This window comes from uncultured Desulfosarcina sp. (assembly GCF_963664155.2).
Classification (GTDB): domain Bacteria; phylum Desulfobacterota; class Desulfobacteria; order Desulfobacterales; family Desulfosarcinaceae; genus Desulfosarcina.
On sequence record NZ_CAXXXH010000001.1, the window covers coordinates 1,291,188 to 1,314,039 of the forward strand.

Genomic DNA, 22,852 nt, shown 5'->3' on the forward strand with positions numbered 1-22,852 from the left:
ATCACCCCACATCCGCCGGCCATACCCCGGGGATGGGGGTACGGCAGAAGCGGCAGCGCCCCTTTGCGATATTAAAGGTGGGGATGTGGTAGCCCTGCCGCTCCACCAGCATTTTTTTGCAGTGGTGGCAAAAAGTGTGATTGCCCGCGTGGCCCGGCACGTTGCCTAAATATACATATCTGATCCCTTCGGCCATGGCCAGTTCCCGGAACCGGATCAGGGTATCCACCGGGGTGGGGGCCAGACGGTCCAGACGGTAACGGGGAAAAAATCGCAGAAAATGGAGGGGATAATCGGGCCCCAGATGCTCAAGAATCCAGCCGCACATGCGCTGGACCATGTCATCGCTGTCTCCGTAGCCGGGAACCACCAGGTGGGTCATCTCAAAATGGATCCCCTGACGGTGCAGGGTGACAAACGTGTCCAGCACCGGTTTCAGCCGCCCGCCGTTAAGTCGTCGATAGATATCATCGCTGATGGACTTGAGGTTAACGTTGGCCCCGTCCAGCACCCGGCACAAGTCCAGCAGCGGCTCAGGATTGATATAGCCGTTCGACACCCAGACATTGTTGAGACCTTTCGCCCTGGCCATGCGCGCCGTGTCGATCATGTATTCATAAAACGTAGTCGGCTCACTGTAGGTGTAGGCGATGGATTGACACCCGCTTTTCAAGGCGGCGCGAACCACTGCTTCGGGAAACAGGTCAAGGTGGCGCACATCTTCGGGGCGGACCTGGGAAATTTCCCAGTTCTGGCAGTTGAGGCAGCGGAAGTTGCACCCGGCCGCCGCTATGGAAAAAGCACTGGTGGCGGGCAGAAAGTGAAACAGGGGTTTTTTCTCAATCGGGTCTACGTTGGCCGAACAGGCATTGCCGTATGCCAGGCTGTAGAGGGTGCCGTCCAGGTTCACCCGGCTGCGGCAGACGCTGCGGTCTCCCGGTGAGAGCCGGCAGCGGTTGGGACATAAGGTGCACATGACGGCGCCTTGGTCCAGCCGGCTGAAGTGATAGGCGGCCTTGGACCATTTCCACAGGGACGCGGGCGCATCATTTTGGAAGATCGTGCCCCGGATGTCCGACGGCGGATTGCCATCGGAGCCAAAGAAAAACCAGCGGGCATGGCCGGTAGCCGCGCTGGAAAGGCTGCCCGCGGCGGCCAATATGAATTGTCGCCGACTAAGAAGGGTCATGGATCGTTCCTGCAACCAGAAAGCTGCCCAGCTTTATACCGGCCAGACATAAGGTCGCCCACAAGAGCCCCAAAAAAGGGATCAACACCAGGCTCACCAGCAGAACACCGATGGCCGCACCCACCAGATCCGCTGAAAAACTATTCGCGGCGGCGGCGGTGCTGTCCCCGGACACCATGAGCACCACGGGGAACTGGAATCCGCAGCAAAAGGAGACGGCCAGGCCGAAGCCGTATAGAACCATGGCCGGCATCCCCTGCCGGGCAACGACAAGGATCAGGGCAAACATCAACAACAGCAGGCACAACAGCAGATCGCCGATCATCAACGCCCGGCGCCGGTTGCCGGCAAAACGCCCCCCTGCCCAGGCACCGGGCAGCAGCCCGGCCAGGAAAACGGTAACCAGCACTCCGATTTGAAGGTAGATATAACCATAAAATACCTGGAAGATAAAGATGGCCACCATCTCGGCACCAATGTTGACGCAGCCGGTGGTCAGCAACACCCATTGGGGACGTGAAATTCGAGTCAGGTAAGCCAGCACCGCAGCCGACAACACCAGGGCGAACCAGCGCGGCGATTCGCCGTGGCGCGCAAACCATCCAACGAACGAAAGCCGCATCAACCGGGGAGACAGGTCCAGGTTTTGTCCGATGCCTGGATCCACGGCGTCGTTGAGTTGACGGATCCGTTGGCCGGTCAGGTCGCCGGCATAATACCGGCGGATATGGCGGGTGTCGATCCCCTTTTGTTCCAGAAGTGCCGGAATGTCCGTCCCTATCGGGCGGTCACGGCAGACGAACAGCAGCCGCTGCCCCGGCATGAGCATGACATGATTAAAATAGGTTCCAGCCGTATTGGCCAGCGATGACAGTTTCTGTTGCCGTGTCTCCGAGATGTAATCGGCCACCCCGTCGATGCCGAAACTGAACACGCCGCCCGGCGCAAGGTGCTTTTTGGCCAGTTCGAAGAATCCGGCGGTGTAGAACCGGTTCACCTGAAAAGTTTCCGGCTCCGCCAGAGTGACCAGGATGGCGTCGTAACGCGTCGATATTTGAGACAGGTAAGCGCGGGCATCCTGGGCGATAACGGTCAGTCCGTCAATGGGTTCCACCAGACCAAAACGAAGCTGCAGCCGTGCCGCCAATGGATCCAGTTCCACATAATCCACCCTTTCGGGGCGATATTTGGCCACCTCGGCCATCATGCCTCCGACGGCGGAAATCAGCAGCAGACGCCGGGGACGATCTACCTGGGAAAGCGGGAAATGAACGATCTCCTCTGCCAGCGCCTGGTCCTGGGAAAAAAGGCTCGGCACACCGTCACAAAAAACCGTGACCAGATTTTCCGATTCAACCACCTCAATGCGGCCGTAGCGGCTCTCCGCATAATGAATCCGGCGACCTTCCCGAGCAGGCAACAGCCGATCCTCAAAAGCGACTCCCGCCCCCAGGGCAAGCATCGCTGTAATTAGGGCTGCTGCGCTTCGGCGGCAAAAGGCCGATTCCAGCCGAAACAGTGACGCCAGAAGCGGCAGATGGACCACCAGAAGCGTCTGAAACGGGGTCAGCCAATGAACCAGCGCAAAGGAGAAAACCGCCGCACCAGCCACATCCCCGGCGTTGTCGGCCATATAGACCCAGTTTCCGGGATATCGGGTCGACCGGCATCTGGCTACCGACAGGCTGTAAGGCAGTACGAAACCCACCAGCAGCGCAAAGGGGAGAATAGTAACGGCCACGTAACCCAAGGTGGGAAAAAATCCCACCGATGTGCCATGAAGGAAAATCAGGTCCCGCAGCCAGCGAATGGCAACCACCTGACCCACAGCAAAAATAACCAGCAGGCAGGAGAGAATGGCCAGGAGGGGTGGGGATGGCCGCAGCGCCCGATTCCGAATTCCCTTGGCCGCCACGGTACCGATGCCGCCGAATACCAGCCAGCAGAAAAAGATCAGGGCAATAACGATCTCATTGCCCTGGAATTGGGCCAGGTATTCGCGGACACACACCAGTTGGACGGCCACTGAGGCAATTCCCGTGGCGACCACCACCCCGCGGACACCGCCGTCATCGGGCCTCTTCAAAATATTGAACCTGATAGACCCGCACTTCCAGATCCCCTTTCCGCCATTGTCCGGCAGGCAGGCCGGCTTTCACGCACAGGTGGGAGAGGAAGGGTTCCGGCTGGGGCAGTTGCTCCCACACCTGGGGTAAAAAAGTGGCGCTGGCAAATCCCTTTTTAATGACCACGCCGTCGATGCCGGGCCTCAACCGGGTCAGCAGGTCAGCGGCATCGGTGTAGTCCATCAGGACCGGCTCGGAAAGCACGCTCACCTCAATATGCACGGCATCCAGTTCCATTTTACCCAAGGGCGGAAACCGCGGATCGTGGAAGGCCGCATTAAGCGCATTGTCGCGCACCCCATCCAGAAGGGGTGCGGTGGCCGACAGGCTGCCGATGCATCCTCGCAATTGGTTGTCGATTTTCAAGGTGACGAAAGTGCCGCTGCGGACCTGAAGCGCCTGATCCGCAAGGAGTTTCTCCAGCCGCTGAACATCGGCCGGTGCGGTCGTATCACCGAAATGACGGACCAAGGTCTGCCGGGCAAGAGCCACCAGGGCGGCCCCCTGCTCAGAGGTCAGCGGTTGACGGTTATCGGTTCGGTTTTGCATCGGTTCATCTCCGTAAAAAGCCACGGCGCCATATCCCACGACGGCGGCCTTGTCGCCGGCGGTATCGCCGCTGTTGCGGTAATCCAGCAGTACCGGTTTCCAGTTTTGTTTTCGGGCCAGTTCCAGCAGCACACCCACCGGGTAGCGGCCGCAGGTGCGGTTGTCCTGATCCTGCTGCCAGTGTGAATCCAGCGAAAGGATTCGGTCCAGCGTCTCCCGATCCCTTTTAACGGCATCGTCATAAGGCAGGTAATGGGACAGGTCGGCGCTGATCACCAGCAGGGTCCGAGGATTCCGGAGCAGGGTCGCAATGGCTTGCGCCATCGTTGAGGCATTGCAGGGCCCCATCACCACGGGGATCAATTCGAATTGCGACAGGCGCGCCTGTAAAAAAGGAAGCGTCACCTCCAGGCTGTGCTCCTGCCGATCCGATGCCGCCACCGTCGCGAACAATTCCGGTCGGACGCTCAGCATTGGGCTGAAATCACCGACAGGAACCGCGCCCAAAGGGGTTCGCCAGCAGGAGGCCCCGGTAACCGAGGCGTTGTGAAATCCCACCCGGTGATCGGGTCCCAGCAGAACCACCCGACCGAACTGGTCACGCGGAATGGCCAGAACGGCATGGGCGGCGGTGGCGCCGGAATAGGCGAATCCGGCATGGGGCATCATCAGGGCGCGCAACCGGGTGTGTGGGCGGTGACCGGCATCCGGATCCTTTTCGGCTGCCTCGATGAGACGTCGAATCAGCCGATCCAAATCCTCCCGGTTTGCAGGATAAAATTTGCCGGCCCAGACAGGGTCACGCACCGCGGCATCGCTTGCGCCTATCGGTGCGGGCAAGCACCACAGGAGAACGGTCGCCGTTAAAAACAGCAGATACGAAGAGAACTCCTTGCCGTTCATTCTCTGATGGTCACAAAAAACGGTGGACAGAAGAGATCGGCTTCAAATGGCCTGAATAAGGAGTACAATGGGGCAAAAGCGTGTGTCAAGGAATTTGCCGGGGATCGAAAACCGCTTCATCCGGCGGAAGGGGAACCGGCCGGCACCGGTTGATTCGCTTCGGCGCCGGCCAGGGGATCGCGGGACATGAAATCGGCATCGGGCTTTAGCCAGTATCCGAGCAGACCGGCGTTCTCCGGATCAATTCCGAAGTAGTACCCTGCCGGTGCAAGACCCTTCATGAGCGGCAGGATCCGCGTACGGAAAAGCTTTTCCTTGAATTCACAACCCGCAGGGGTTCGACCTAAATAAACCATATCGTAAAGGGCCGATTCAATCCGGCCGGTCTCCTCGCGCAGATCATGCCCCAGGTCGATGGAATAGAGAAACCCGAGGCAGTTGTCGATCAGGACTCCGATATCCCGGTCCAGCCTGCTGATCAATTTGAAACGGTTGATGATAAACTTTCTCACGACGGCATCTCCGATCCTATAGCGGGCATCGATCGTCTGCTCTCAATAGAATTATCCGACGGCTGAAAAGGGTATCGGCAGTTTCCCGCAGAGGCTTTAGGGACGCAGCAGAAAATAACCGTGCCGCTTCAGGGATGATCCATCACCAGCACCTTGGCACCCCGGATCCGTCTGTTTTTCAATTCCATAAGCGCTTGGTTGGCCGCTTCGAGGCCGAAGATCTCCACCTCGGGGATGATGGGGATGCCGTCGGCCAGCTCCAGAAACCGGGAAACGTCTGACCGAGCCACGTTGGCGACACTTTTAATTTCCTTTTCATGCCACAAATGAGAAGAATAGTCCAGCCGCAGAAGTGCATCCTGGTCGGCTGCTTCCTTGCGAATGGCATTAACGACCAGCCGGCCGCCCGGTTTGAGATTTTTCAAGGCCTCAACCACCGGCGTCCAGGCCGGCGTAGTATCGATGATTCGGTCCAGCAGCCGAGGGGCGGTGTCTTTCGTATCCCCGGCCCACACGGCACCCAGGGACCGGGCGAAGGCCTGTTCGCCGGGGCTTCTGGCAAAAACATAAACCCGAATTGCAGGAAACCGGTGCCGAACCATTTTAAGCACCAGGTGGGCGGAAGCCCCGAATCCGGTGAGCCCTAAACGTTGGCCGTCCCGCAATTCGCATAGGGCCATGGACCGGTACCCGATAGCGCCGGCACAGAGCAACGGAGCCGCCTGGGCATCGGAAAATCGGTCCGGAATCGGAAAGGCAAAAGCCTCGTGCACCGTCATATACTGGGCGTACCCGCCATGGGCATCCCGCCCGGTGGCGGCAAATTCAGGGCAAAGGTTCTCCCGGCCCTCCAGGCAAAAATCGCAAACGCCGCAGGTCCGGTAGATCCATGCTACCCCCACCCGCTGCCCGCCGGAAAACCGAACCGCTCCGGATCCGGTCCCGGCGACCCGCCCCACGACCTGATGCCCGGGAATGACGGGAAACCGTGGCGGGGACGTCCGGCCCTCGATTTCGTCCAGTTCGGTATGGCATACCCCGCAGGCCGCCACCCGGATCAGAATCTCATGGTCACCCGGCGTCGGGATGGGAACCGTCTTAAGCACCAGTGGCACTTCGGTCTGGTTCAGATCGTGGATGCGCATCAGCATCATGGCGTTCATCGATTTCATGAGGATGTCCCCTGCATCAAGGTTCAGCGGGTAAAGGAACAAGTTCAATCGGATTCGGCCTGTCTCCGGTCCGGTCCGGTCCGTCGGTCTTTCCGATAGGACAGGCTGACCACCACACCATCCCGGACACTTTTACGCCGATCCGTTCGATTACGACGCTTTTCCACGAAATCGGATCTTTTGCCGGGAACCCGCGTCACCCGCTTTTTCGGTTCCTCGTTTCTGACGAAGGCGCTGTTGATTACAACGATATCCATGGCTGATCCTCCTTAACAAGGAATATCGGCAACGATTGCAATCACTTTAACGAATTATGCGCCTGGCCGTGTCTGTTTTCTATGAAAAAGCGCTAAAGGTTAAAGCCGCGATGGTCGATAACCGAATAAACCGAAACCAAGGAGCAAATGATGAATGTCAGTGCCGCACCCCCAATCAGCACGGCCATGACCGCTGCCTCTCAGCAGCTTCAAACCGTCATGGAAACCCAGGTGGCCATGTTGCGCGAAATAGCTGAAAGTCAGCAGCAGGTGGCCCAGATGCTCGCCGAAGGCGGTCTGGGTCAAAGCATAGACATCCGAGCATAGCCTTTCTTTCCTTGCCCACCAACCCGAAAAAAAGGAGACGGCATCGCCCGTCTCCTTTTCTATTTCTCACATCCCCACCAGCTGCCGATAAAAAAAGGAAAGTTCCGATTTTTCGCATGTGTCGGCCCATTTCACCACGGCTGTCGAATAGCGGCCGAGCTTGGCAACCCGGGTAAAAAAGAAACGGGCATGCGGGTCCGGCATCCGCCCGGAAAAATAGAGCAGTCGGGGGCATAACAGGGCGTTGATGTGGGGGATTCCATGCCGGCGGCATACCCGTACCCCTCTGCCGTCGTCGATAATCACAAACCGGGCCGCACCGTTCAGGTAGTGGTGCAGGGTATCCCGCTCTCCCCGGTGAAGGCGTTGAACATCTGCCGCGCCATTGGGCAAGGCTCCGGTCGGGTGGTCCAGAACGGTGACTCCCGGCTGTCGACCGGCCAGTGCATGCAGTTCATCGGCGCCGGGCTGCGCTGGGACGGAGACTTCATCAAAGACGGAACGGGTCATAAGCAGGGAAAACAGCTCGCAACTGGCCTTTATCAATCCTGATTTAAACAACAGGATGGCCGATGATGCATCGATGAGGGCTCGTGGTGTCATGTCGGGTGGCCTTTTCAACTATCCCCACTACTCCTTTGCCCCGAAAAGAATGAACACCCGGCTAATCGAAGAGGGCACCCACGCTCTCTCCGGTGTGGATGCGCCGGATAGCTTCGGCAAAGAGCGGGGCCACCGAGAGCGTGTGGATCTTATCGGCCTGTTTTTCCCGGGGGACGTGCACCGTATCGGTAACGGCCACGGATTCGATGGGACTGTCCACCAGCCGGTTTACGGCCGGCCCGCATAGCACGCCATGGGTCGCCCCCACGTGAATGCTTTTCACACCGGCTGCCGCAAGGGTTTTTACCGAGGCGGCCAGGGTGCCGCCCGTGGAAATCTCGTCTTCGAAGATAATGGCGTCGCGGCCCTTCACTTCACCCACCACCAGCCCTTGGACGACTTCGGTATCGGCCACGCGCCGCTTGTCAATGATGGCCATGGGTAGATGCAAGCGTTGGGCAAGCCGGCCGGCCCGTTTGGCGCCGCCGGCATCCGTGGCCACCACCACGGCGTTGTCGAGATCCAGCCGTTCACGGAAGTGCTCCACGAAATAGGGAATGGCGGTGAGATGATCCACCGGAATGCTGAAAAAGCCATGCACCGCGTCCGAGTGCAGATCCATGGTAAGCACCCGGTCGGCGCCGGCGGTCCTGATCAGGTCGGCCATGAGGCGGCCGGTGATGGAGATGCGCGGTGCGTCTTTTTTATCCGAGCGGGCATAGGAGAAGTAGGGAATCACCGCCGTGATGCGCCGGGCCGAGGCACTTCTCAAGGCATCCATAATGATGAACAGCTCCATGATGGTGTCTCCCACCGGCGCAGTGAACGGCTGGACGACGAATACATCCTTCTCCCTGACGTTTTCCCGGATCTGGACAAAGAGGTTGTCGTTGGAAAAGCGGGACACCGCCAGGCGGCTGAGGCCGAGGCCCAGGGTTTCGCAGATTTGGGTGGCCAGTTGCAAGTTGGCGCCGCCGCTGAAAATTTTGAGGTCGGAGGACATGGTCTTTTCTCCCCGTTGAATTTTTAAGGGATACTGCCGGTCTATAAACCGGGACCACCACCCAAAGCAACCCCTGATCCCCCTTGAGATGCCGATTCGTCCAGATATCAACGCGTTTTGACGGGACCGGCCCCGACCAGGTAGAGCAGCACGCCGTCGGTCGCCAGGTCCAGCAGATCAGCCGCTTCCCGGTCGTAAATGGCACCGATGCCGCAGGCTCCCCATCCCAGAGCGGTGGCCGCCAGGTAGGCTTGTTGGCCCAGGCGCCCGGCCTCGATCATGGCATATCGGTAGCCCCGGGCACCCCAGGTTCGGTCGAGGGCAGCCGGATCGGTCATGAACAGCACATGCAGGGCGGCATGCTTCAGCCACATCTGATCCAGGCAGGCCGCTGCCATGGGCTCTGTAAGCTGCCCGGCGAGCACACATCCCAATCGTTTCGCGTCCGGGTCCAGCAGGTAAAAACCGGGGGGAACCGGCATCCCCATGCCTGCCAGAACCCCGAGGGTAATGGCAGATCGGACCGACGGCGGGGTCGAAACCGTTCCTATATTTCGGGCCATCAGATCCAGAAACGTCATAGGGTTTTCCCTGGTCCCGGACGAGGGGATGAAGTTTCTGCGGGAACGGCGCTGCCACAGCATACGGGCATAGTCCGCCGACCCCGGATGATCCGGCAGGTTGAGATCAACCCACGCGGACGGCGGGTTGTCGAGCACATGCAGCACCGGGCGGTCTTCGGCAGGGGTGTTGTTGATCCCGTTCCCGGCCCGATGAACCGCGAGGATATCCGCATAGGCGACTTCTCGATCCGATACTGTGGATGCCTGACGGATTTCAGCGGAAAGGGGTTCCAGGTCGCGGGGGGCTACGGTCTGTTTCTTGCCGGCATTGCCTTCATGCAGATGTACACAGGCCAGGCAGGCTTCCCGCTGCGAATCCAGTCCCAGCAGGGTCGCGGCACGTTCATCATCGAAATCCAGATGGATGGAAAAGGAAAGATCCAGGGCACCCAGAGCCAGCCTCAGGTTCTCCAGAAGATGGCCGGCATCCAGCAGCACATAGCGGTAAGCCCGGTCGCGGTACTTCCATGCGCTGCGGAAAAAAATTCCGGTAATGTAAAAGGTGGCCGAAACACCATGATCCGCCGGCGGGATCTCAGGCACCGGCCCCCTGCGCAAAGCGGTCAGACAGAAATTGAAAAGATGATAGTGGTACACTCCCGGATCGATCCCATCGATATGATGGACGGCCAGGTAGAGTTCAACCGGGTAAAGGGCGCCGGCCGAGGCCACGCTGCGGTAGTAGAAAGGGGTGCCCGCGTGCATGGTGCGGGCGGTAATATCATGGGTCAGGCTGAAGGCCGTAGAAATTTTCCGAAAGTCCAGTGCTTCCGGGCGGCTTGAATCAATGGCCTGCCGGCGATTCATCAGATCGAAATAATCGACCGCCGGCAGCTTCCCGCTGCGATCCAACGGCACCCGGGGCAGCTCCGGGTAATGCTTGACCGGCATCGGTTGATGCGCCCAGTCCAGGGTGTGGGGGGTCAGTTCATGGCGACGGTAGCTGGTGGCCCGATGATAATCAGTCGCCATTAACTTCTGTTCGGTCATGATGGGTTCACCAAATCCGCCAGGGCGCTGTCGACATCCCCAAAACGGAAGGCAAACCCGTCGGCGGTCAGGCGGTCGGGACGCACCTGCTGACTGGCCAGCAGCAGCCCGGCGACCTCCCCCATCATCAGCCGCAGGGCCAGGGAAGGTGCGGGAACCACGGCCGGCCGGCCCAGGGCAGCCCCCAGTGCCCGGGCGAAATCCTTTTGGCGGACCGCCCCCGGCGCACAGAAATTATAGGGGCCCCGCGCATTTTGGCGATCAAGGAGAAATTGAATCGCAGCGAGAAGATCGGCCATGTGGATCCATGGGAACCACTGCCGGCCGTTTCCCAAAGGCCCGCCGACAAACAGGCGAAAGGCCGGCAGCATCTGGGCCAGGGCACCGCCGCCGACACCCAGCACCACGCCGAAACGCATGGTGGCCACCCGAACACCTTTCGCTTCTGCATCCAGTGCAGCTTTTTCCCAGTCCACGGACAAACGTGCCAAAAAATCGTTTCCCGGGGTCGAATGCTCGGTGAGCACCTGGTCACCCCGGCTGCCATAGTAGCCGACAGCCGATGCGCTGATCAGGATCTTGTGTTCACCGTTCATAGCGCTGACGATGTTGCGGGTAGTGAGAATACGGCTGTCGACGATCTGCGCTTTATAGGCCCGGGACCAGCGTTTGAAAATAGTGCGCCCTGCCAGGTTGACCACCGCATCGGACCGGTTCACCGCGTCCTGCCACGCGCCGATGCGGGTCGTATCCGCGCTGATCCATGAAAAAGTCGCGACCGATTGGAGCGGATGTGTGGCGGAAGTCCCCAGCCCGGTCACCGCGTGCCCGGCGTCCAGCAGCAAGCGGGTCAACGCCGTTCCCACGAACCCCGATGCCCCGGTGATGGCAATCTTCATTTCAACTCCTTTAGCATGGGGTGGACACTACCCATTCAGGAAGCGCCGGAGATATCGCTCGATCTCCTGTCTGGGCAAGGCTCCGGCAGCCGTATCCACCACCTTCCCGTCCCTGAAGAACAAGAGGGTCGGCAGGCTCATTACGTTGAAGCGGCTGGCCGTCATCGGATTCTGATCCACGTTGAGCTTGACGACTTTCAATCGGCCCGCGTAATCCCTTGCCAGGTCGTCCAATACCGGGGCCATGGCTCCGCACGGGGCACACCAGGCCGCCCAGCAATCCAGCAGTACGGGCAGGGGGCTGGCAATCACTTCATCGGCAAACGTGCGATCGGTCACCACCACCGGCCGTCTATTGATCGGGATGGGAGGGAAGGGCTTTTTACATCGACCGCAGCGGGGACCGTCCTGCAGTTTTGCCGTGGGAATCCGGTTTCGGGTGCCGCAGCTGCGGCATCTTATCAGCACACTCTCATTTGCCATCGCCCCTCCTTAACGGGGTTCATCGTTGCCGTGAATGACCAGACATCTTCAAATCCACCGATTCCGTTCCGCCGGCAAACACCGTGCCTTCACCGGGGAATACCATCCGCTGCTCGCCGGGGGTGGCGCGTTCGACCGCCGGCCAATTTCCCGGCTGGGGATCCGGGCCTTCAAGGGCAATTCGTCCCGGATGCCGGTCCAGCATCCTCGGGTGCCCACGCAGATCCACCCCAGCCACCGGTGAGCTGAACTCAATGGGGAGGGTGTTGGGATCAAAGGTGTAGATGGAGTGGATAAATCCGTGGTCGATCACTTCCGACACCCAGAATCCGGCGGCTTCCAGACGATCTTTCAAATCCCACAAATCATCCTCGCCCTCGACCCCAAAAGCGATGTGGTCGAAAGCAAAAGGCCCCTTCACCGGTACGCCGTGATCCTTTTCAGGTATTTTCTGTACATCGGGCCATTCAAAAAAAGCAATCATGTCACGGTCGGAAATCTCGAAAAAATAATGCCGGTAGCCTTTGCCGCCCAGGCCGGCCACCAGCCGCATCCCCAGAAGATCGCGCCAGAAACGGATGGTGCCGTCCATGTCACCGGTGGCCATGGCCAGGTGATTGATTCCGGTATATGAAGACATGCCCCCTCCTGGACGGTAACGGTTGTCGAGAATTGAACCCATCGCTCAATGCAGACAGTGGCCGAAATGGACGATAGGAAACGGACTCACCCACCGGCACGGCCGTCATCGCAGGGACCGTCATCGTCCATGCCCCGGGAATGCTCCGCCGTAAAGCTGGCCGTACAGGCCTGCATGACGTCTTCACTGGAAAGGCAGGCCATGGCCTTGTCGTAATCCGGTTCTTTTGAAATCTCATCCACCAGCTGCGTATAGACCACCTTCCCCTTTCCGTCGATGACCACCACCGCCCGTGCCATGAGACCGGCCAGCGGCCCGCCGGTGATGCGCGTGCCGTAAGCATCGCCGAAACCGGGGCTGCGAAAAGTAGATGCGGAGACCACGTGATCCAGTCCTTCGGCCCCGCAAAACCGCGCATGGGCAAAGGGAAGGTCGGCCGATATGCACAGCACGACGGCATTGTCGGTGTTGCCGATCTCGGCGTTGAATTTTCTCACCGACATGGCGCATGTCGGTGTATCGATACTGGGAAAAATGTTAAGAACAACCGTTTTGCCGGCATAGTCCTTCAGCGAAACATCGGACAGGTCGGTACGGGTCAAGGTAAAATTCGGGGCATCCGTCCCCCTTGGGGGAAGATCGCCGGACAATTGAACGGGTGATCCTTTGAATGCAGTTTGAGCCATAGGGTCCTCCTCGGGCGGTATAGGTGAATGTCAAACGGGTCTGGGCCGGAAGTATTGACCCGAAGCAGCTAACGACGGTATGCTGGTTTCAGCATAATCAATAAACATGCCAAGGCACAAAACACCTCTCGCTCAATGGCATTATTATTGCTTTTATTATTCCACAATAAGGCATTTTTCACAAACTTCAAATCATCGGGAGGCTATTCATGAGTCATAAACGCTACCACGTCAAATCCGCCTGCCCCCAATGCGGGTGCAGCTTTGCGCAGGTGTTGTCCAAAGAAGAGATCAAGGCGCGCTATGGGGATGCGCCGAACATTGAACTGGAATGCGGTGAATGCATGCTCCAATTTCAGGCCGACCGCAAAAGCGCCTGCCCCGAGTGGGATGATGAGTGCCGTCTGAATGAAGAAAAGGCCTGATCCGTCAAGTGTTTCATAGATTTTTTAGGTTGACAGCGCACCGGTGAAGGGGGCATGTATCGGATATAAGCGATTCTGGTAAATACCCATTTTGCGACACCCCTCACGTCTGGAAAGAAAGGCAAATCCAACCATGATCTACGATTTTAATGCGGACGATGTATTTGAAATGGCTGAACAGATCGAAAGAAACGGCGCCGCCTTTTACCGGAAAGCCGCCGCCGACATAAAAGACCCGGACGCCAAGAATTTTCTCGCGGACCTGGCGGCCATGGAAGACAGCCACGAAAAAACCTTTTCCGCCATGAGAAAAAAGCTCACCGAAGCGGAAAAAAAATCGACCATATTCGATCCGGGGGGCGAAGCGGCATCGTACCTCAAGGCGCTTGCCGACACCCGCATCTTTTTCGAAAAAGAGATCGATACCACATCGTTGAAGGCGATCCTGAAGGCAGCCATCCTGGCTGAAAAAGATTCCATTGTTTTTTATCTGGGGATGAAAGACCTGGTTCCGGAAGGTCTGGGCCAATCCCGGTTGGACGGCATTATCAAAGAAGAGATGTCCCACATCAACCTGCTCAGCCGCCGCCTCATCGCCACCAAGTAGCCGCTGGCTGCCATGGTCTATCGGTTAAAAACGGGAAGCGTCCTCAGCTGAATGGCTGTAAAGCTTCCCTTGACCTTCCTTTGTTTGCGGTGTTTCGGCTGGTGCATGAGACACCAATGTGCCACATTCACACATGATACGCATCACCATCCGGCCGAACACCGGACGGTGACCCTTTACATCCTGTCGGTGTGGTGTTGAAAAAAGAAATGCGCCTGGTCAAAACAGGGCAAAGTGAGTACCCAACGCACAGTTTCGGTTTGTTAGATGATCAGAGCCGCCAAATGTAATGCCAGATGGCCACGCGAAATCGTTTTCCAACATCCTTGACGGAAAGGTACTGTCATGAAAACCTTTTACCTGCGCTTGACGGTCGTTCTGTTCCTGTTGGTCCTGCCCGGTATGGCATCGGCGGAGAAGGCACCGGCAGCCGGCGACCTCCTGGTCGATATTCGCCTGGACGCTCCCGAGTCACCCGACCAGCGTACCTATCTGGGACTGTCCGAAGACGGCAGATTCGATCCCACGACCATCACCGGACAACTGCTCGTCATCGAGATTTTCAGCATGTACTGTCCCCACTGCCAGCGTGAGGCTCCGGCCGTCAACAGCCTGTATCAGGCCATCCAAGCGTCGGAAACCTTGCGGGGTCGGGTGAAAATGATCGGGATCGGCGTCGGTAATTCCGCCTATGAAGTCGACCATTTTCGCAAACATTATCGGATCGCGTTCCCCCTGTTCCCTGACGAAGACTTTATTATCCACAAATCAGTGGGGGAGGTTCGCACCCCGTTTTTCATTGTCGTCTCCATTGGACCCAACGACAAGGGGCGGGTCTTGTGGACCGGGGCCGGCAGCATGGACAAGTTGGAAACCTTCATAAGCCGCCTGAACGGCTTTTTAAGCCTGGATTGATCAATTTTCGAAGCTGCCGGACAACAGGCCTTTCCCTGATGATCTCAAATCACCGGTTGGGAAAGTCGTTTGGGAAAATTGAAAGTGCTCAAATTAAATTATTGAAACGGTGAAGCCAATGAGGAAGTCAAAGCAGCGAATGCACGTGATGGGTGGTGTGGCCATGCTGTTGGCCGCGATCGTTACTGGCCCGTGCGCCGCCCAGGAACAAACCATCGGCACTATGATCTATGACCCCGGCCCGCTCAAGCCGGTGGACAGTGTATTAAAGGTCAAGGTCGGTGATCCGGCCCCGCTCTTTTCCCTGCCGTCCCTGACGGGTGAAACCCTTTCCCTGGCTCAATACCGGGGAACCCGCAACGTCGTGATCTCCTTTGTCCCCGCAGCGTGGACGCCGGTCTGTTCGGATCAATGGCCCGGCTATAATATTGCCAGAGATATCTTCAAGCAGCACGATGCAATCCTGCTGGGCATCACCGTCGACAATCTGCCCACCCTGTACGCCTGGACCCGGCAGATGGGCGAGCTCTGGTTTCCCGTGCTGTCGGACTTCTGGCCCCACGGTGAAGCTGCCCAGCGGTTTGGTGTGTTGCGTACGGACGGAATGGCCGAACGAGCCCTGTTTATTATCGACAAAGCCGGAATCATTCGCAACATAATGGTATCCGATATCAATCGGCGCCCCAAACTGAAGGACATCGTGGATGCACTACAGGCAATTCAGTAACCCATGAGCGACCCAAGCGTCCCATTTTTCCTGTCTTGCGAGACAACTATGTATCACAGAAAACATGAGACCTTGAATCCCGGACCCTTCCATTGGTAATTGCAGGAAATTTAGGCAGCCTCATTCACCGCACCGATTTTCAGGATAGCAGGTTTGGCCTTCCGAATCGTGGGTCCCTGGGCGTAAGAAATCCTATTTTCTTAATATTCTCTTTAGGTTGTTTGGCATTCTAACCGTCACCCATACTTTGGCACGTATCTTGATATTCTCTATTGTGATGCTGTCGGCTCTGCCTGAACGACCGGCGGCACCCAACCTCTTCGGAGAGCATCAATCCGTGAAACCGTGTGACCACAATCTCAGACAAGTTATTCTGCTGGCAGAACGCATGATCAAACTGGCCAACGATGGCGATGACGACCGCGAGGACACCGGCTGCGGCATTCTTTACGGTATGCTCCGCGACTCGGGTTACAAAATCAAACAACTGGCCGAAGCGGAAAAAATCAAACACATCGCCAAAGGCTGGTGGGATGAACGTTGCTGACGGTCACTATCGTCCATATTAAAAACCCTTAACATTGCAAAAGGAGGAAAACGCGTGGCATCGATTAAAGGAACACAAACGGAAAAGAACATTTTAACGGCTTTTTCCGGTGAATCTCAGGCGAGAAACCGCTACACCTATTACACCAAACAGGCCAAAAAAGAAGGTTTTGTTCAGATTGCCGACATCTTCGAAGAGACCGCCAACCAGGAAAAAGAGCATGCCAAACGGCTGTTCAAACTGCTGGAAGGGGGAGAAGTGGAAATCACCGGCGCCTTTCCGGCCGGCGTAATCGGCACCACCGTCGAAAACCTCAAAGAAGCGGCAGGAGGCGAGAACTACGAATGGACCACGATGTATCCCGGTTTTGCCAGTGTCGCACGGAAAGAGGGCCTGGATCACGTGGCATTCATCTTCGAGGCTATTGCCGTGGCTGAAAAGCAGCACGAAAAGCGCTATCTGGACCTGAAAGCCAACATCGAAGCCGGGCGGGTGTTCAAAAGAGAGCAAAGCGTCACCTGGCGCTGCCGGAACTGCGGTTATCTGTTCGAAGGCACCGAGCCCCCCGAAATGTGCCCGGCCTGCGCTCATCCCCAAGCCCATTTTGAAATTCTGGGTGAGAACTGGTAAACAGCACCACACCTTTATCAACCGTTTAACAAAGCGATAAGGAGAAAAAAATGGCTGAAAGATATGAGGTTTACAAGTGCGATCTTTGCGGAAACATCGTTGAGGTGCTTGCCGGCGGCGGTGGCGAGCTGGTGTGCTGCGGTCAGCCCATGAAGAAGCTGACGGCAAACACCGTTGATGCGGCCAAGGAGAAGCACGTGCCGGTCATCGAAAAGATCGACGGCGGATACAAAGTCAAAGTGGGGGGCGTCCCCCACCCCATGGAAGAGAAGCACTGGATTCAGTGGATCGAGCTGATGGCAGACGGCAAATCCTACTTCCAGTTTCTCAACCCGGGCCAGACACCCGAAGCCGTTTTCAAAATCGATGCGGCATCGGTATCAGCCAGAGAATACTGCAACCTTCACGGATTGTGGAAAGCCTAAGGGTCTCATCTTTGAAAAATCGGATGACGGCGGTCCATCGCGACTGCCGTCTCCGGTTAAACGAATCCCGGTCCGGGCCATCCGTCAGGGACTGCATGTGACGCGTGCCCGCCAGATAACCATTTTTGACGGATACCGGCCACATGATCAACATCCACAAGGAGGTGCCTCATGGGCAGCTGGAAATGCGGAAACTGCGGATATGAGCTGCAGGCGGACAGGCCGCCTGAGAAATGTCCGTCATGCAAGGAAAAATGCGATTTTCTGGACAACACCTGTTACACGCCCGACTGCCAGTACGAAGGCAAGGATCCCAGAATTAAATAGGACGGAAGGGAGCAGGAAATGGCTAAAACGCTTATTGTGTACGCCACACGCACAGGTGAAACTGAGAAAATCGGCAATTTGATCGCCGAAGGGATTCGTTTCTCCGGCCATGAGGCGGAAGTGGTGAAAGTGACCGACATTAAAAAAGAACAGGATCTGAAAGGGTATGATGCCGTGGTGCTCGGTTCTCCCACCTACCACGGAGAGATGGTTCAAGGGATGAAGACCCTGCTGTTCATGGCCGAAAAAGCGGAACTCGAAGGCAAGGTAGGCGGAGCCTTCGGCGCCTTTGGATGGAGCGGCGAAGCGCCGGACCGCATCTTCGACACCATGAAAAACATCTTTAAAATGAATATGGTGAGCATCCCGTTGCGGCTCAAGTCCGCCAATCTGGGCGGCGGCATGAAAATGGCCCAGGATTACGGCAGGGAGATCGCCGAAAAATTAGCCTGACGCGGAACGCCCATCGCTTTATTAAACCACACCAATCCTGAATATAAAAGGAGGCTGCTATGTCCACACCCCAACATTGCCCCGGCTATGAGAACTTCAAAAACCTGAAATCCTTTATCTGCAAGTGCCCTGAATGCGGCGAGAGCAAAGAGATTTTTTCCGACGAGTTCGAGAAAAGCCACACCTGTGGGAAGTGCGGCAAATCCATCGACTTTACCCAATGCACCCTGGATGGAGGCGTATAGCCGGCCCCCGGTACCGTTTGCTGCCCCATTCGACCTGCACAACCCCATAGGGGCCCCCCTTCACCACGGCTCCGCTGGTTCGCTGGAGATGCGCCTGAGGGGTCTGGGACCGCCGGAATGAATACAATAAATCACCAACAAGTATAGGGCAGCCGACCCGGTCGGTTGGCTGCCGGCATCTGTTCAAGGAGGAATGGGTATGGACGTTGTCTTGTTATCCCGGCTTCAGTTTGCCGCCGCCACCATGTTCCACTTTCTGTTCGTCCCCCTGACCCTGGGGCTTTCCGTTCTGGTGGCATACATGGAGACCCAATATGTGCGGACCGGCGATGAAACCTATCTGCGCATGACTAAATTCTGGGGCAAACTCTTTCTGATCAATTTTGCCCTGGGGGTGGTCACCGGCATCACCCTGGAGTTTCAGTTCGGCACCAACTGGTCGCGCTACTCCGCCTACGTGGGTGACATCTTCGGGTCGCTTCTGGCCATCGAAGCATCCGTGGCATTCTTCCTGGAATCCACCTTCATCGGCATCTGGATTTTCGGATGGAAAAAACTGTCCAAAAAAGCCCATGCCACGGTTATGTGGCTGGTGGCCGCCGCCGGCAACGTTTCGGCTGTCTGGATTCTTCTGGCCAACGGGTGGATGCAGCAGCCGGTGGGATTCACCATCCGCGACGGCCGGGCGGAGCTGACCGACTTTCTGGCGGTGATCACCAACAAATTCGGTCTACTGGAAATCGTCCATACCGTCCCTTCCGCATTCATTCTGGCCGCCTTTTTCATGATGGGTATCAGTGCCTGGCACCTGCTGAAAAAACAACATGTCGATTTTTTCACCCGTTCCTTCAATATCGGCCTGATCGTGGGGTTAATCGCCTCTATCGCCGTGGTCATAACCGGTGACATGCACGCCGTTCACGTCACCCGAACCCAGCCGGCCAAACTGGCCGCCATGGAATCTCACTGGGAAACCCAGACCCAGGCTCCCATCGTCATGTTCGCCATTCCTGACGAAAAAAACGAACGCAACGCAATCGAAATCGGACGGCTGCCCGGCGCCCTGAGCCTGTTGGGACATCACGACATCAATGCGGCGGTGACCGGCCTCAAGGATATTCCCAAGAATGAACGGCCGCCGGTCCTGCCGACATTCGTTTCGTTCCGGACAATGGTGGCGTTAGGAACGCTCTTCCCCCTGCTCACCATCGTTGGAATGTTTTTGAAAAACCGCCTGCTTGAATCCCGCTGGTACCTGTGGGTCATGCTTTTTGCCATCCCGCTGCCCTACCTGGCCATCGAGATGGGATGGGTGCTGGCCGAAGTGGGCCGTCAACCCTGGATTGTGTACGGCCTGCTGAAAACCGCCAATGCCGCTTCTCCGGTGGCGGCCTCCCAGGTGATGACGACTCTGGTGGGTTTCATTCTGGTTTACGGTCTGCTGGGCATCGCCGGTTTTTACCTGATCGCCAATTTCGCCCAAAAAGGGCCCGAACCGGCAGCGGAAAACGAATAACCGGCCAATGGCTGAACCATTCATCAAGAAGGACGAAACACGGGGGTTATAATGGCACTTCAATCCGTATGGTTTTTTCTCTGGGGGCTGCTATGGGCTGTCTTTTTCATGACGGACGGCTTCGATCTGGGAATCGGTTCGCTGTATCCCTTCCTGGGCAGATCGGAACGCGACAAGCACATGATGATTCACGCCATGGGGCCGCTGTGGGATGGCAACGAGGTGTGGCTGATCACTGCCGGCGGCGTTACCTTTGCCGCCTTTCCGCTGGTCTACGCGGTAATGTTCTCATCTCTGTACTCGGCGCTGATGCTGATTCTTTTCGCCCTGATCCTGCGCGGTGTATCCTTTGAGTTCCGCAACAAAGTGGATAGTCCCGCCTGGAAAAAGGTATGGGACACCTGCATCTTCATAGGCAGTTTCCTGCCGGCCTTATTGTTTGGCGTAGCCTTTGCGAACATATTCAAGGGGATACCCATTGACCAGGACGGCGTCTACCTGGGCAACCTGTTCACCCTGCTCAACCCGTACGGCCTGTTGGGCGGCGTGCTGTTTCTCTGCCTCTTTCTGGTCCACGGTGCCCTGTGGCTCACCGTCCGCTCCGACGGCAACCTGGCCCAGCGAGCCGAGAGCCTGGCCGGCAAGCTGTGGCCGGTGCTCACCGGCGTTGCGGTCGTATTTCTGGCGGCGACTTACGTCTTCACGCCGCTGTATGGCAATTACCTGGCTCACCCGGTCCTGTTCCTGGTACCGGCTGTCTCCGTTGCCGCCATCGTGGGCATCAAGGTCTTTCTGATGCAAAAAGCCTTTTTCAAGGCTTGGGTGGCCTCGGCGGTCACCATCGTGTCCTGCACGTTCTTCGGCGTTATCGGGCTGTTTCCCAACCTGTTCCCCTCCAGCATCGATAGTGCGTACAACCTGTCGGCCTTTAACGCCTCGTCCAGCCCATTGACCCTTAAGATCATGCTCATCGTAGTAGTGCTTTTCGTGCCCGTGGTGCTGGCCTATCAAATCTGGGCCTACAAACTGTTCAGCGTCAAGGTGACCGACGATGACTTGGCCCATGAGGAAATGTACTGATTGTCGACGGTACCCCGCCACGTCGATCAAGCAACCTGCCCGGTGGATGCGGCGGGCCAATCATCATTGACGCATCAACTACCAGAAACGGAGTTTTGCATGAAACCCAATCCATTGGTTATCGCCGTCGCGGCGGCAGTCCTTGGCTTCTTTGCGGCCATCGCCGCCGCCGCCAACCATGGGCCGGAAACGATCAACATATTCGGCGGCCAATCGGGCAACGTGCCCTTTACCCACGCCCAGCACCAGAATCGACTCAACGACTGCAACGTCTGCCACAGCATCTTTCCCCAGGAAACCGATGCAATCAAGCGGATGAAAGAGAGCGGCGCACTGAAGCCTAAAAAAGTGATGAACCTCCAGTGCATCAAGTGCCACAAGGAGGAGAAACGGGCCGGCAAACCGCACGGACCGATAACCTGCTCGACCTGCCACAAGAAATAGTATTCAACCATGCTGATTTTGGGACTTCAAGGCAGCCCCCGTAAGGGCGGAAACACCGACACGTTCCTGGTCACTTTTCTGGAAAAGGCCGCCCAGGCGGGCGCTGCCGTCAAAACCATCCAGGTGGCCAGGGCCGGGATCATTCCCTGCAAAGGCTGCGGGTACTGCGAAACGCACGGCACCTGCGTCATCGCCGACGACCCCATGTCAACGGAAATATTTGGTCTTCTGCGCGAAGCGGATCTGGTGGTGGCTGCAACCCCGGTATTTTTTTACGGCATCTCCGCACAGCTTAAAGTTCTCATCGACCGATGCCAGACCCTGTGGTCGCGAAAATACGTATATAAATTGAAGGATCCACTGGCGGCCACCCGAAAGGGACTGCTGTTCAGCGTCGCGGCGTCTCGGGGACGCCAGCTGTTCGACGGCATCCACCTGACCGCCAAGTACTTTTTCGATGCCATCGATGCCCAATTCAGCCATGCACTGACCTACCGGGGCGTTGAAGCCAGGGGTGCCATCCGCCAGCATGAAGGACTGGCCGCGGACATTGACGAGACCCTCCAAAAAACCGTTCTTCCCCTGGTCAACCGTAAAAAAGTTCTTTTCCTCTCACCGACGGGCGCCTGCCGGGCACCCATGGCGGCAGCCATGGCGCAACAGCGCTACGGCGAAAAGATCCGTACCGGTTTTGGGGGGTGGTCTCCGGGGGGTGCGCTGCATGAGCCGATGATCCGGACTATGCAACGGGCCGGTGTGGACATGGGCTACCGCAAACCGCTGAACGTGGAACAGGCCTTATACGGCGCCACGCCCGATCTGACGATTACCATAGGCAACAGCGCCAAGAGGATGCCGGTTCCGGGTAAAAACAGGGTGCACTGGTCCCTGCCTGAACCGGTTTCACCGGATGATGCAGCCATGGACCGTCTGCGTCTGGAGACCGAAGCGCATGTCGACACGCTGAGGCGATTAATTAAATAAACTGGAATTGAAAGAAAAGGAGTTAAAAATGGCCGAGCCCCATGAAATGTATCAGTGCCAGACCGCCAGCTGCGGGTATATTTACAATCCCGATAAGGGCGACCGTAAAGGCAAGATCGCCAAGGGAACGTCGTTTGACGAGCTGCCCGACGACTGGAAGTGCCCCATCTGCGGTGCCGGAAAAAAGATGTTCAAACCTTTAGGATAATCGTCGTCAATTTCGATTAGACACCGCCAGGTTCTTCATGGTAGAGAGAGACACCCTCTTTTAAAACATGAATGCATCACCCATGGCGGCACCTTTAACAATTAATGCATAATTTATGGAGGTAACAATGGACAGGTATGTATGCACCCTTTGCGGCTATGTTTATGATCCCGAAGCAGGCGACCCGGACAATGGCGTGGCTCCCGGCACCAAGTGGAAAGATGTTCCCGGAGACTGGGTATGCCCGGTGTGCGGAGCGAGTAAAGACGATTTCGAAAAGGAAGAATAATTCGCTCGGTCCTTTCCAAGCGTTCTTTTTTTCGACTGGTTCCGGATGCCCTTTTTCTGTTCATGGGA

General features: G+C 57.2%; 30 protein-coding genes. 17 read left to right on the forward strand and 13 right to left on the reverse strand.

Going from position 1 to position 22,852, the window contains the following annotated elements:
• Position 1 precedes the first annotated feature (1 nt).
• The 6 genes from amrS to ACHZBS_RS05720 form a co-directional block, all read right to left on the reverse strand.
• A complete protein-coding gene (amrS, locus tag ACHZBS_RS05695) occupies positions 2-1,189 on the reverse strand; it encodes an AmmeMemoRadiSam system radical SAM enzyme (protein ID WP_319405558.1) in 1,188 nt (395 codons plus the stop codon).
• Positions 1,176-3,275 carry a hypothetical protein gene (locus tag ACHZBS_RS05700; protein WP_319405559.1) on the reverse strand — a complete coding sequence of 700 codons (2,100 nt, stop codon included), beginning with the start codon at positions 3,273-3,275 and terminating at the stop codon, positions 1,176-1,178. The genes amrS and ACHZBS_RS05700 overlap by 14 nt, the downstream gene beginning before the upstream one ends.
• On the reverse strand, positions 3,259-4,767 hold the full coding sequence (amrB, locus tag ACHZBS_RS05705; protein WP_319405560.1) for an AmmeMemoRadiSam system protein B: 1,509 nt from the start codon (positions 4,765-4,767) through the stop codon (positions 3,259-3,261). The genes ACHZBS_RS05700 and amrB overlap by 17 nt, the downstream gene beginning before the upstream one ends.
• A 116-nt stretch (positions 4,768-4,883) precedes the next feature.
• Positions 4,884-5,279, reverse strand: a complete 396-nt coding sequence (locus tag ACHZBS_RS05710; protein ID WP_319405561.1) for a hypothetical protein — start codon at positions 5,277-5,279, stop codon at positions 4,884-4,886.
• A 128-nt stretch (positions 5,280-5,407) separates the two neighbouring features.
• Entirely contained in the window at positions 5,408-6,451 is a 1,044-nt protein-coding gene (locus tag ACHZBS_RS05715; protein ID WP_319405562.1) for a zinc-dependent alcohol dehydrogenase family protein, read from the reverse strand.
• Positions 6,452-6,495: 44 nt separating this feature from the next.
• The gene (locus tag ACHZBS_RS05720; protein ID WP_319405563.1) at positions 6,496-6,708 is read right to left on the reverse strand and encodes a hypothetical protein; all 213 of its coding nucleotides are present in this window, start codon (positions 6,706-6,708) and stop codon (positions 6,496-6,498) included.
• Positions 6,709-6,855: 147 nt separating this feature from the next.
• Between ACHZBS_RS05720 and ACHZBS_RS05725 the strand changes: the two genes are divergently transcribed.
• Positions 6,856-7,035: a hypothetical protein gene (locus ACHZBS_RS05725; RefSeq protein ID WP_319405564.1), complete on the forward strand. Its 180-nt coding sequence runs from the start codon at positions 6,856-6,858 to the stop codon at positions 7,033-7,035.
• 66 nt (positions 7,036-7,101) lie between these two features.
• Here the strand turns inward: ACHZBS_RS05725 and ACHZBS_RS05730 are convergent, their stop codons facing one another.
• The 7 genes from ACHZBS_RS05730 to tpx all read right to left on the reverse strand — a co-directional run bounded on the left by ACHZBS_RS05730 (position 7,102) and on the right by tpx (position 12,962).
• A complete protein-coding gene (locus tag ACHZBS_RS05730; RefSeq protein WP_319405565.1) occupies positions 7,102-7,638 on the reverse strand; it encodes a hypothetical protein in 537 nt (178 codons plus the stop codon).
• Between the two features lie 61 nt (positions 7,639-7,699).
• Positions 7,700-8,641 (reverse strand): ribose-phosphate pyrophosphokinase, encoded by a 942-nt coding sequence (locus ACHZBS_RS05735; protein ID WP_319405566.1) that lies wholly within the window; start codon positions 8,639-8,641, stop codon positions 7,700-7,702.
• Between the two features lie 107 nt (positions 8,642-8,748).
• Positions 8,749-10,254, reverse strand: coding sequence for a SagB/ThcOx family dehydrogenase (locus ACHZBS_RS05740; protein WP_319405567.1), 1,506 nt, complete (start codon positions 10,252-10,254; stop codon positions 8,749-8,751).
• Positions 10,251-11,153, reverse strand: a complete 903-nt coding sequence (locus tag ACHZBS_RS05745) for a TIGR01777 family oxidoreductase (protein ID WP_319405568.1) — start codon at positions 11,151-11,153, stop codon at positions 10,251-10,253. The genes ACHZBS_RS05740 and ACHZBS_RS05745 overlap by 4 nt, the downstream gene beginning before the upstream one ends.
• Before the next feature lie 27 nt (positions 11,154-11,180).
• On the reverse strand, positions 11,181-11,636 hold the full coding sequence (gene trxA, locus ACHZBS_RS05750; RefSeq protein ID WP_319405569.1) for a thioredoxin: 456 nt from the start codon (positions 11,634-11,636) through the stop codon (positions 11,181-11,183).
• A gap of 19 nt (positions 11,637-11,655) precedes the next feature.
• Positions 11,656-12,276, reverse strand: coding sequence for a VOC family protein (locus ACHZBS_RS05755; protein ID WP_319405570.1), 621 nt, complete (start codon positions 12,274-12,276; stop codon positions 11,656-11,658).
• A gap of 86 nt (positions 12,277-12,362) precedes the next feature.
• Complete coding sequence (gene tpx / locus ACHZBS_RS05760; protein WP_319405571.1) at positions 12,363-12,962, reverse strand: thiol peroxidase; 600 nt, start codon at positions 12,960-12,962, stop codon at positions 12,363-12,365.
• Positions 12,963-13,171: 209 nt separating this feature from the next.
• Here tpx and ACHZBS_RS05765 point away from each other — a divergent pair, with 209 nt between their 5' ends.
• The 16 genes from ACHZBS_RS05765 to rd all read left to right on the forward strand — a co-directional run bounded on the left by ACHZBS_RS05765 (position 13,172) and on the right by rd (position 22,784).
• A complete protein-coding gene (locus ACHZBS_RS05765; RefSeq protein ID WP_319405572.1) occupies positions 13,172-13,387 on the forward strand; it encodes a hypothetical protein in 216 nt (71 codons plus the stop codon).
• 133 nt (positions 13,388-13,520) lie between these two features.
• Positions 13,521-13,994 carry a ferritin family protein gene (locus ACHZBS_RS05770; RefSeq protein ID WP_319405573.1) on the forward strand — a complete coding sequence of 158 codons (474 nt, stop codon included), beginning with the start codon at positions 13,521-13,523 and terminating at the stop codon, positions 13,992-13,994.
• A gap of 345 nt (positions 13,995-14,339) precedes the next feature.
• Positions 14,340-14,909: a TlpA disulfide reductase family protein gene (locus ACHZBS_RS05775; protein ID WP_319405574.1), complete on the forward strand. Its 570-nt coding sequence runs from the start codon at positions 14,340-14,342 to the stop codon at positions 14,907-14,909.
• Positions 14,910-15,027: 118 nt separating this feature from the next.
• Positions 15,028-15,636 carry a peroxiredoxin gene (locus tag ACHZBS_RS05780; RefSeq protein ID WP_319405575.1) on the forward strand — a complete coding sequence of 203 codons (609 nt, stop codon included), beginning with the start codon at positions 15,028-15,030 and terminating at the stop codon, positions 15,634-15,636.
• A gap of 337 nt (positions 15,637-15,973) precedes the next feature.
• The gene (locus tag ACHZBS_RS05785) at positions 15,974-16,183 is read left to right on the forward strand and encodes a hypothetical protein (RefSeq protein WP_319405576.1); all 210 of its coding nucleotides are present in this window, start codon (positions 15,974-15,976) and stop codon (positions 16,181-16,183) included.
• 54 nt (positions 16,184-16,237) lie between these two features.
• Positions 16,238-16,813: a rubrerythrin gene (gene rbr, locus ACHZBS_RS05790; protein ID WP_319405577.1), complete on the forward strand. Its 576-nt coding sequence runs from the start codon at positions 16,238-16,240 to the stop codon at positions 16,811-16,813.
• A gap of 50 nt (positions 16,814-16,863) precedes the next feature.
• Positions 16,864-17,238, forward strand: a complete 375-nt coding sequence (locus ACHZBS_RS05795; protein ID WP_319405578.1) for a desulfoferrodoxin — start codon at positions 16,864-16,866, stop codon at positions 17,236-17,238.
• A 171-nt stretch (positions 17,239-17,409) separates the two neighbouring features.
• Entirely contained in the window at positions 17,410-17,565 is a 156-nt protein-coding gene (locus tag ACHZBS_RS05800; RefSeq protein ID WP_319259024.1) for a rubredoxin-like domain-containing protein, read from the forward strand.
• 18 nt (positions 17,566-17,583) lie between these two features.
• Positions 17,584-18,018, forward strand: a complete 435-nt coding sequence (locus ACHZBS_RS05805) for a flavodoxin domain-containing protein (protein ID WP_319405579.1) — start codon at positions 17,584-17,586, stop codon at positions 18,016-18,018.
• A 59-nt stretch (positions 18,019-18,077) separates the two neighbouring features.
• Complete coding sequence (locus ACHZBS_RS05810) at positions 18,078-18,263, forward strand: hypothetical protein (protein ID WP_319405580.1); 186 nt, start codon at positions 18,078-18,080, stop codon at positions 18,261-18,263.
• A 199-nt stretch (positions 18,264-18,462) separates the two neighbouring features.
• Positions 18,463-19,779 carry a cytochrome ubiquinol oxidase subunit I gene (locus ACHZBS_RS05815; RefSeq protein ID WP_319405581.1) on the forward strand — a complete coding sequence of 439 codons (1,317 nt, stop codon included), beginning with the start codon at positions 18,463-18,465 and terminating at the stop codon, positions 19,777-19,779.
• A gap of 51 nt (positions 19,780-19,830) precedes the next feature.
• Complete coding sequence (gene cydB, locus ACHZBS_RS05820; protein WP_319405582.1) at positions 19,831-20,859, forward strand: cytochrome d ubiquinol oxidase subunit II; 1,029 nt, start codon at positions 19,831-19,833, stop codon at positions 20,857-20,859.
• Between the two features lie 99 nt (positions 20,860-20,958).
• Positions 20,959-21,303: a cytochrome c3 family protein gene (locus ACHZBS_RS05825; protein ID WP_319405583.1), complete on the forward strand. Its 345-nt coding sequence runs from the start codon at positions 20,959-20,961 to the stop codon at positions 21,301-21,303.
• Between the two features lie 9 nt (positions 21,304-21,312).
• Positions 21,313-22,287 carry an NAD(P)H-dependent oxidoreductase gene (locus tag ACHZBS_RS05830; RefSeq protein ID WP_319405584.1) on the forward strand — a complete coding sequence of 325 codons (975 nt, stop codon included), beginning with the start codon at positions 21,313-21,315 and terminating at the stop codon, positions 22,285-22,287.
• A 28-nt stretch (positions 22,288-22,315) separates the two neighbouring features.
• Positions 22,316-22,495: a rubredoxin gene (locus tag ACHZBS_RS05835; protein WP_319405585.1), complete on the forward strand. Its 180-nt coding sequence runs from the start codon at positions 22,316-22,318 to the stop codon at positions 22,493-22,495.
• A 127-nt stretch (positions 22,496-22,622) separates the two neighbouring features.
• Positions 22,623-22,784, forward strand: coding sequence for a rubredoxin (rd, locus tag ACHZBS_RS05840; RefSeq protein WP_319405586.1), 162 nt, complete (start codon positions 22,623-22,625; stop codon positions 22,782-22,784).
• The last annotated feature ends 68 nt before the right edge of the window (positions 22,785-22,852 follow it).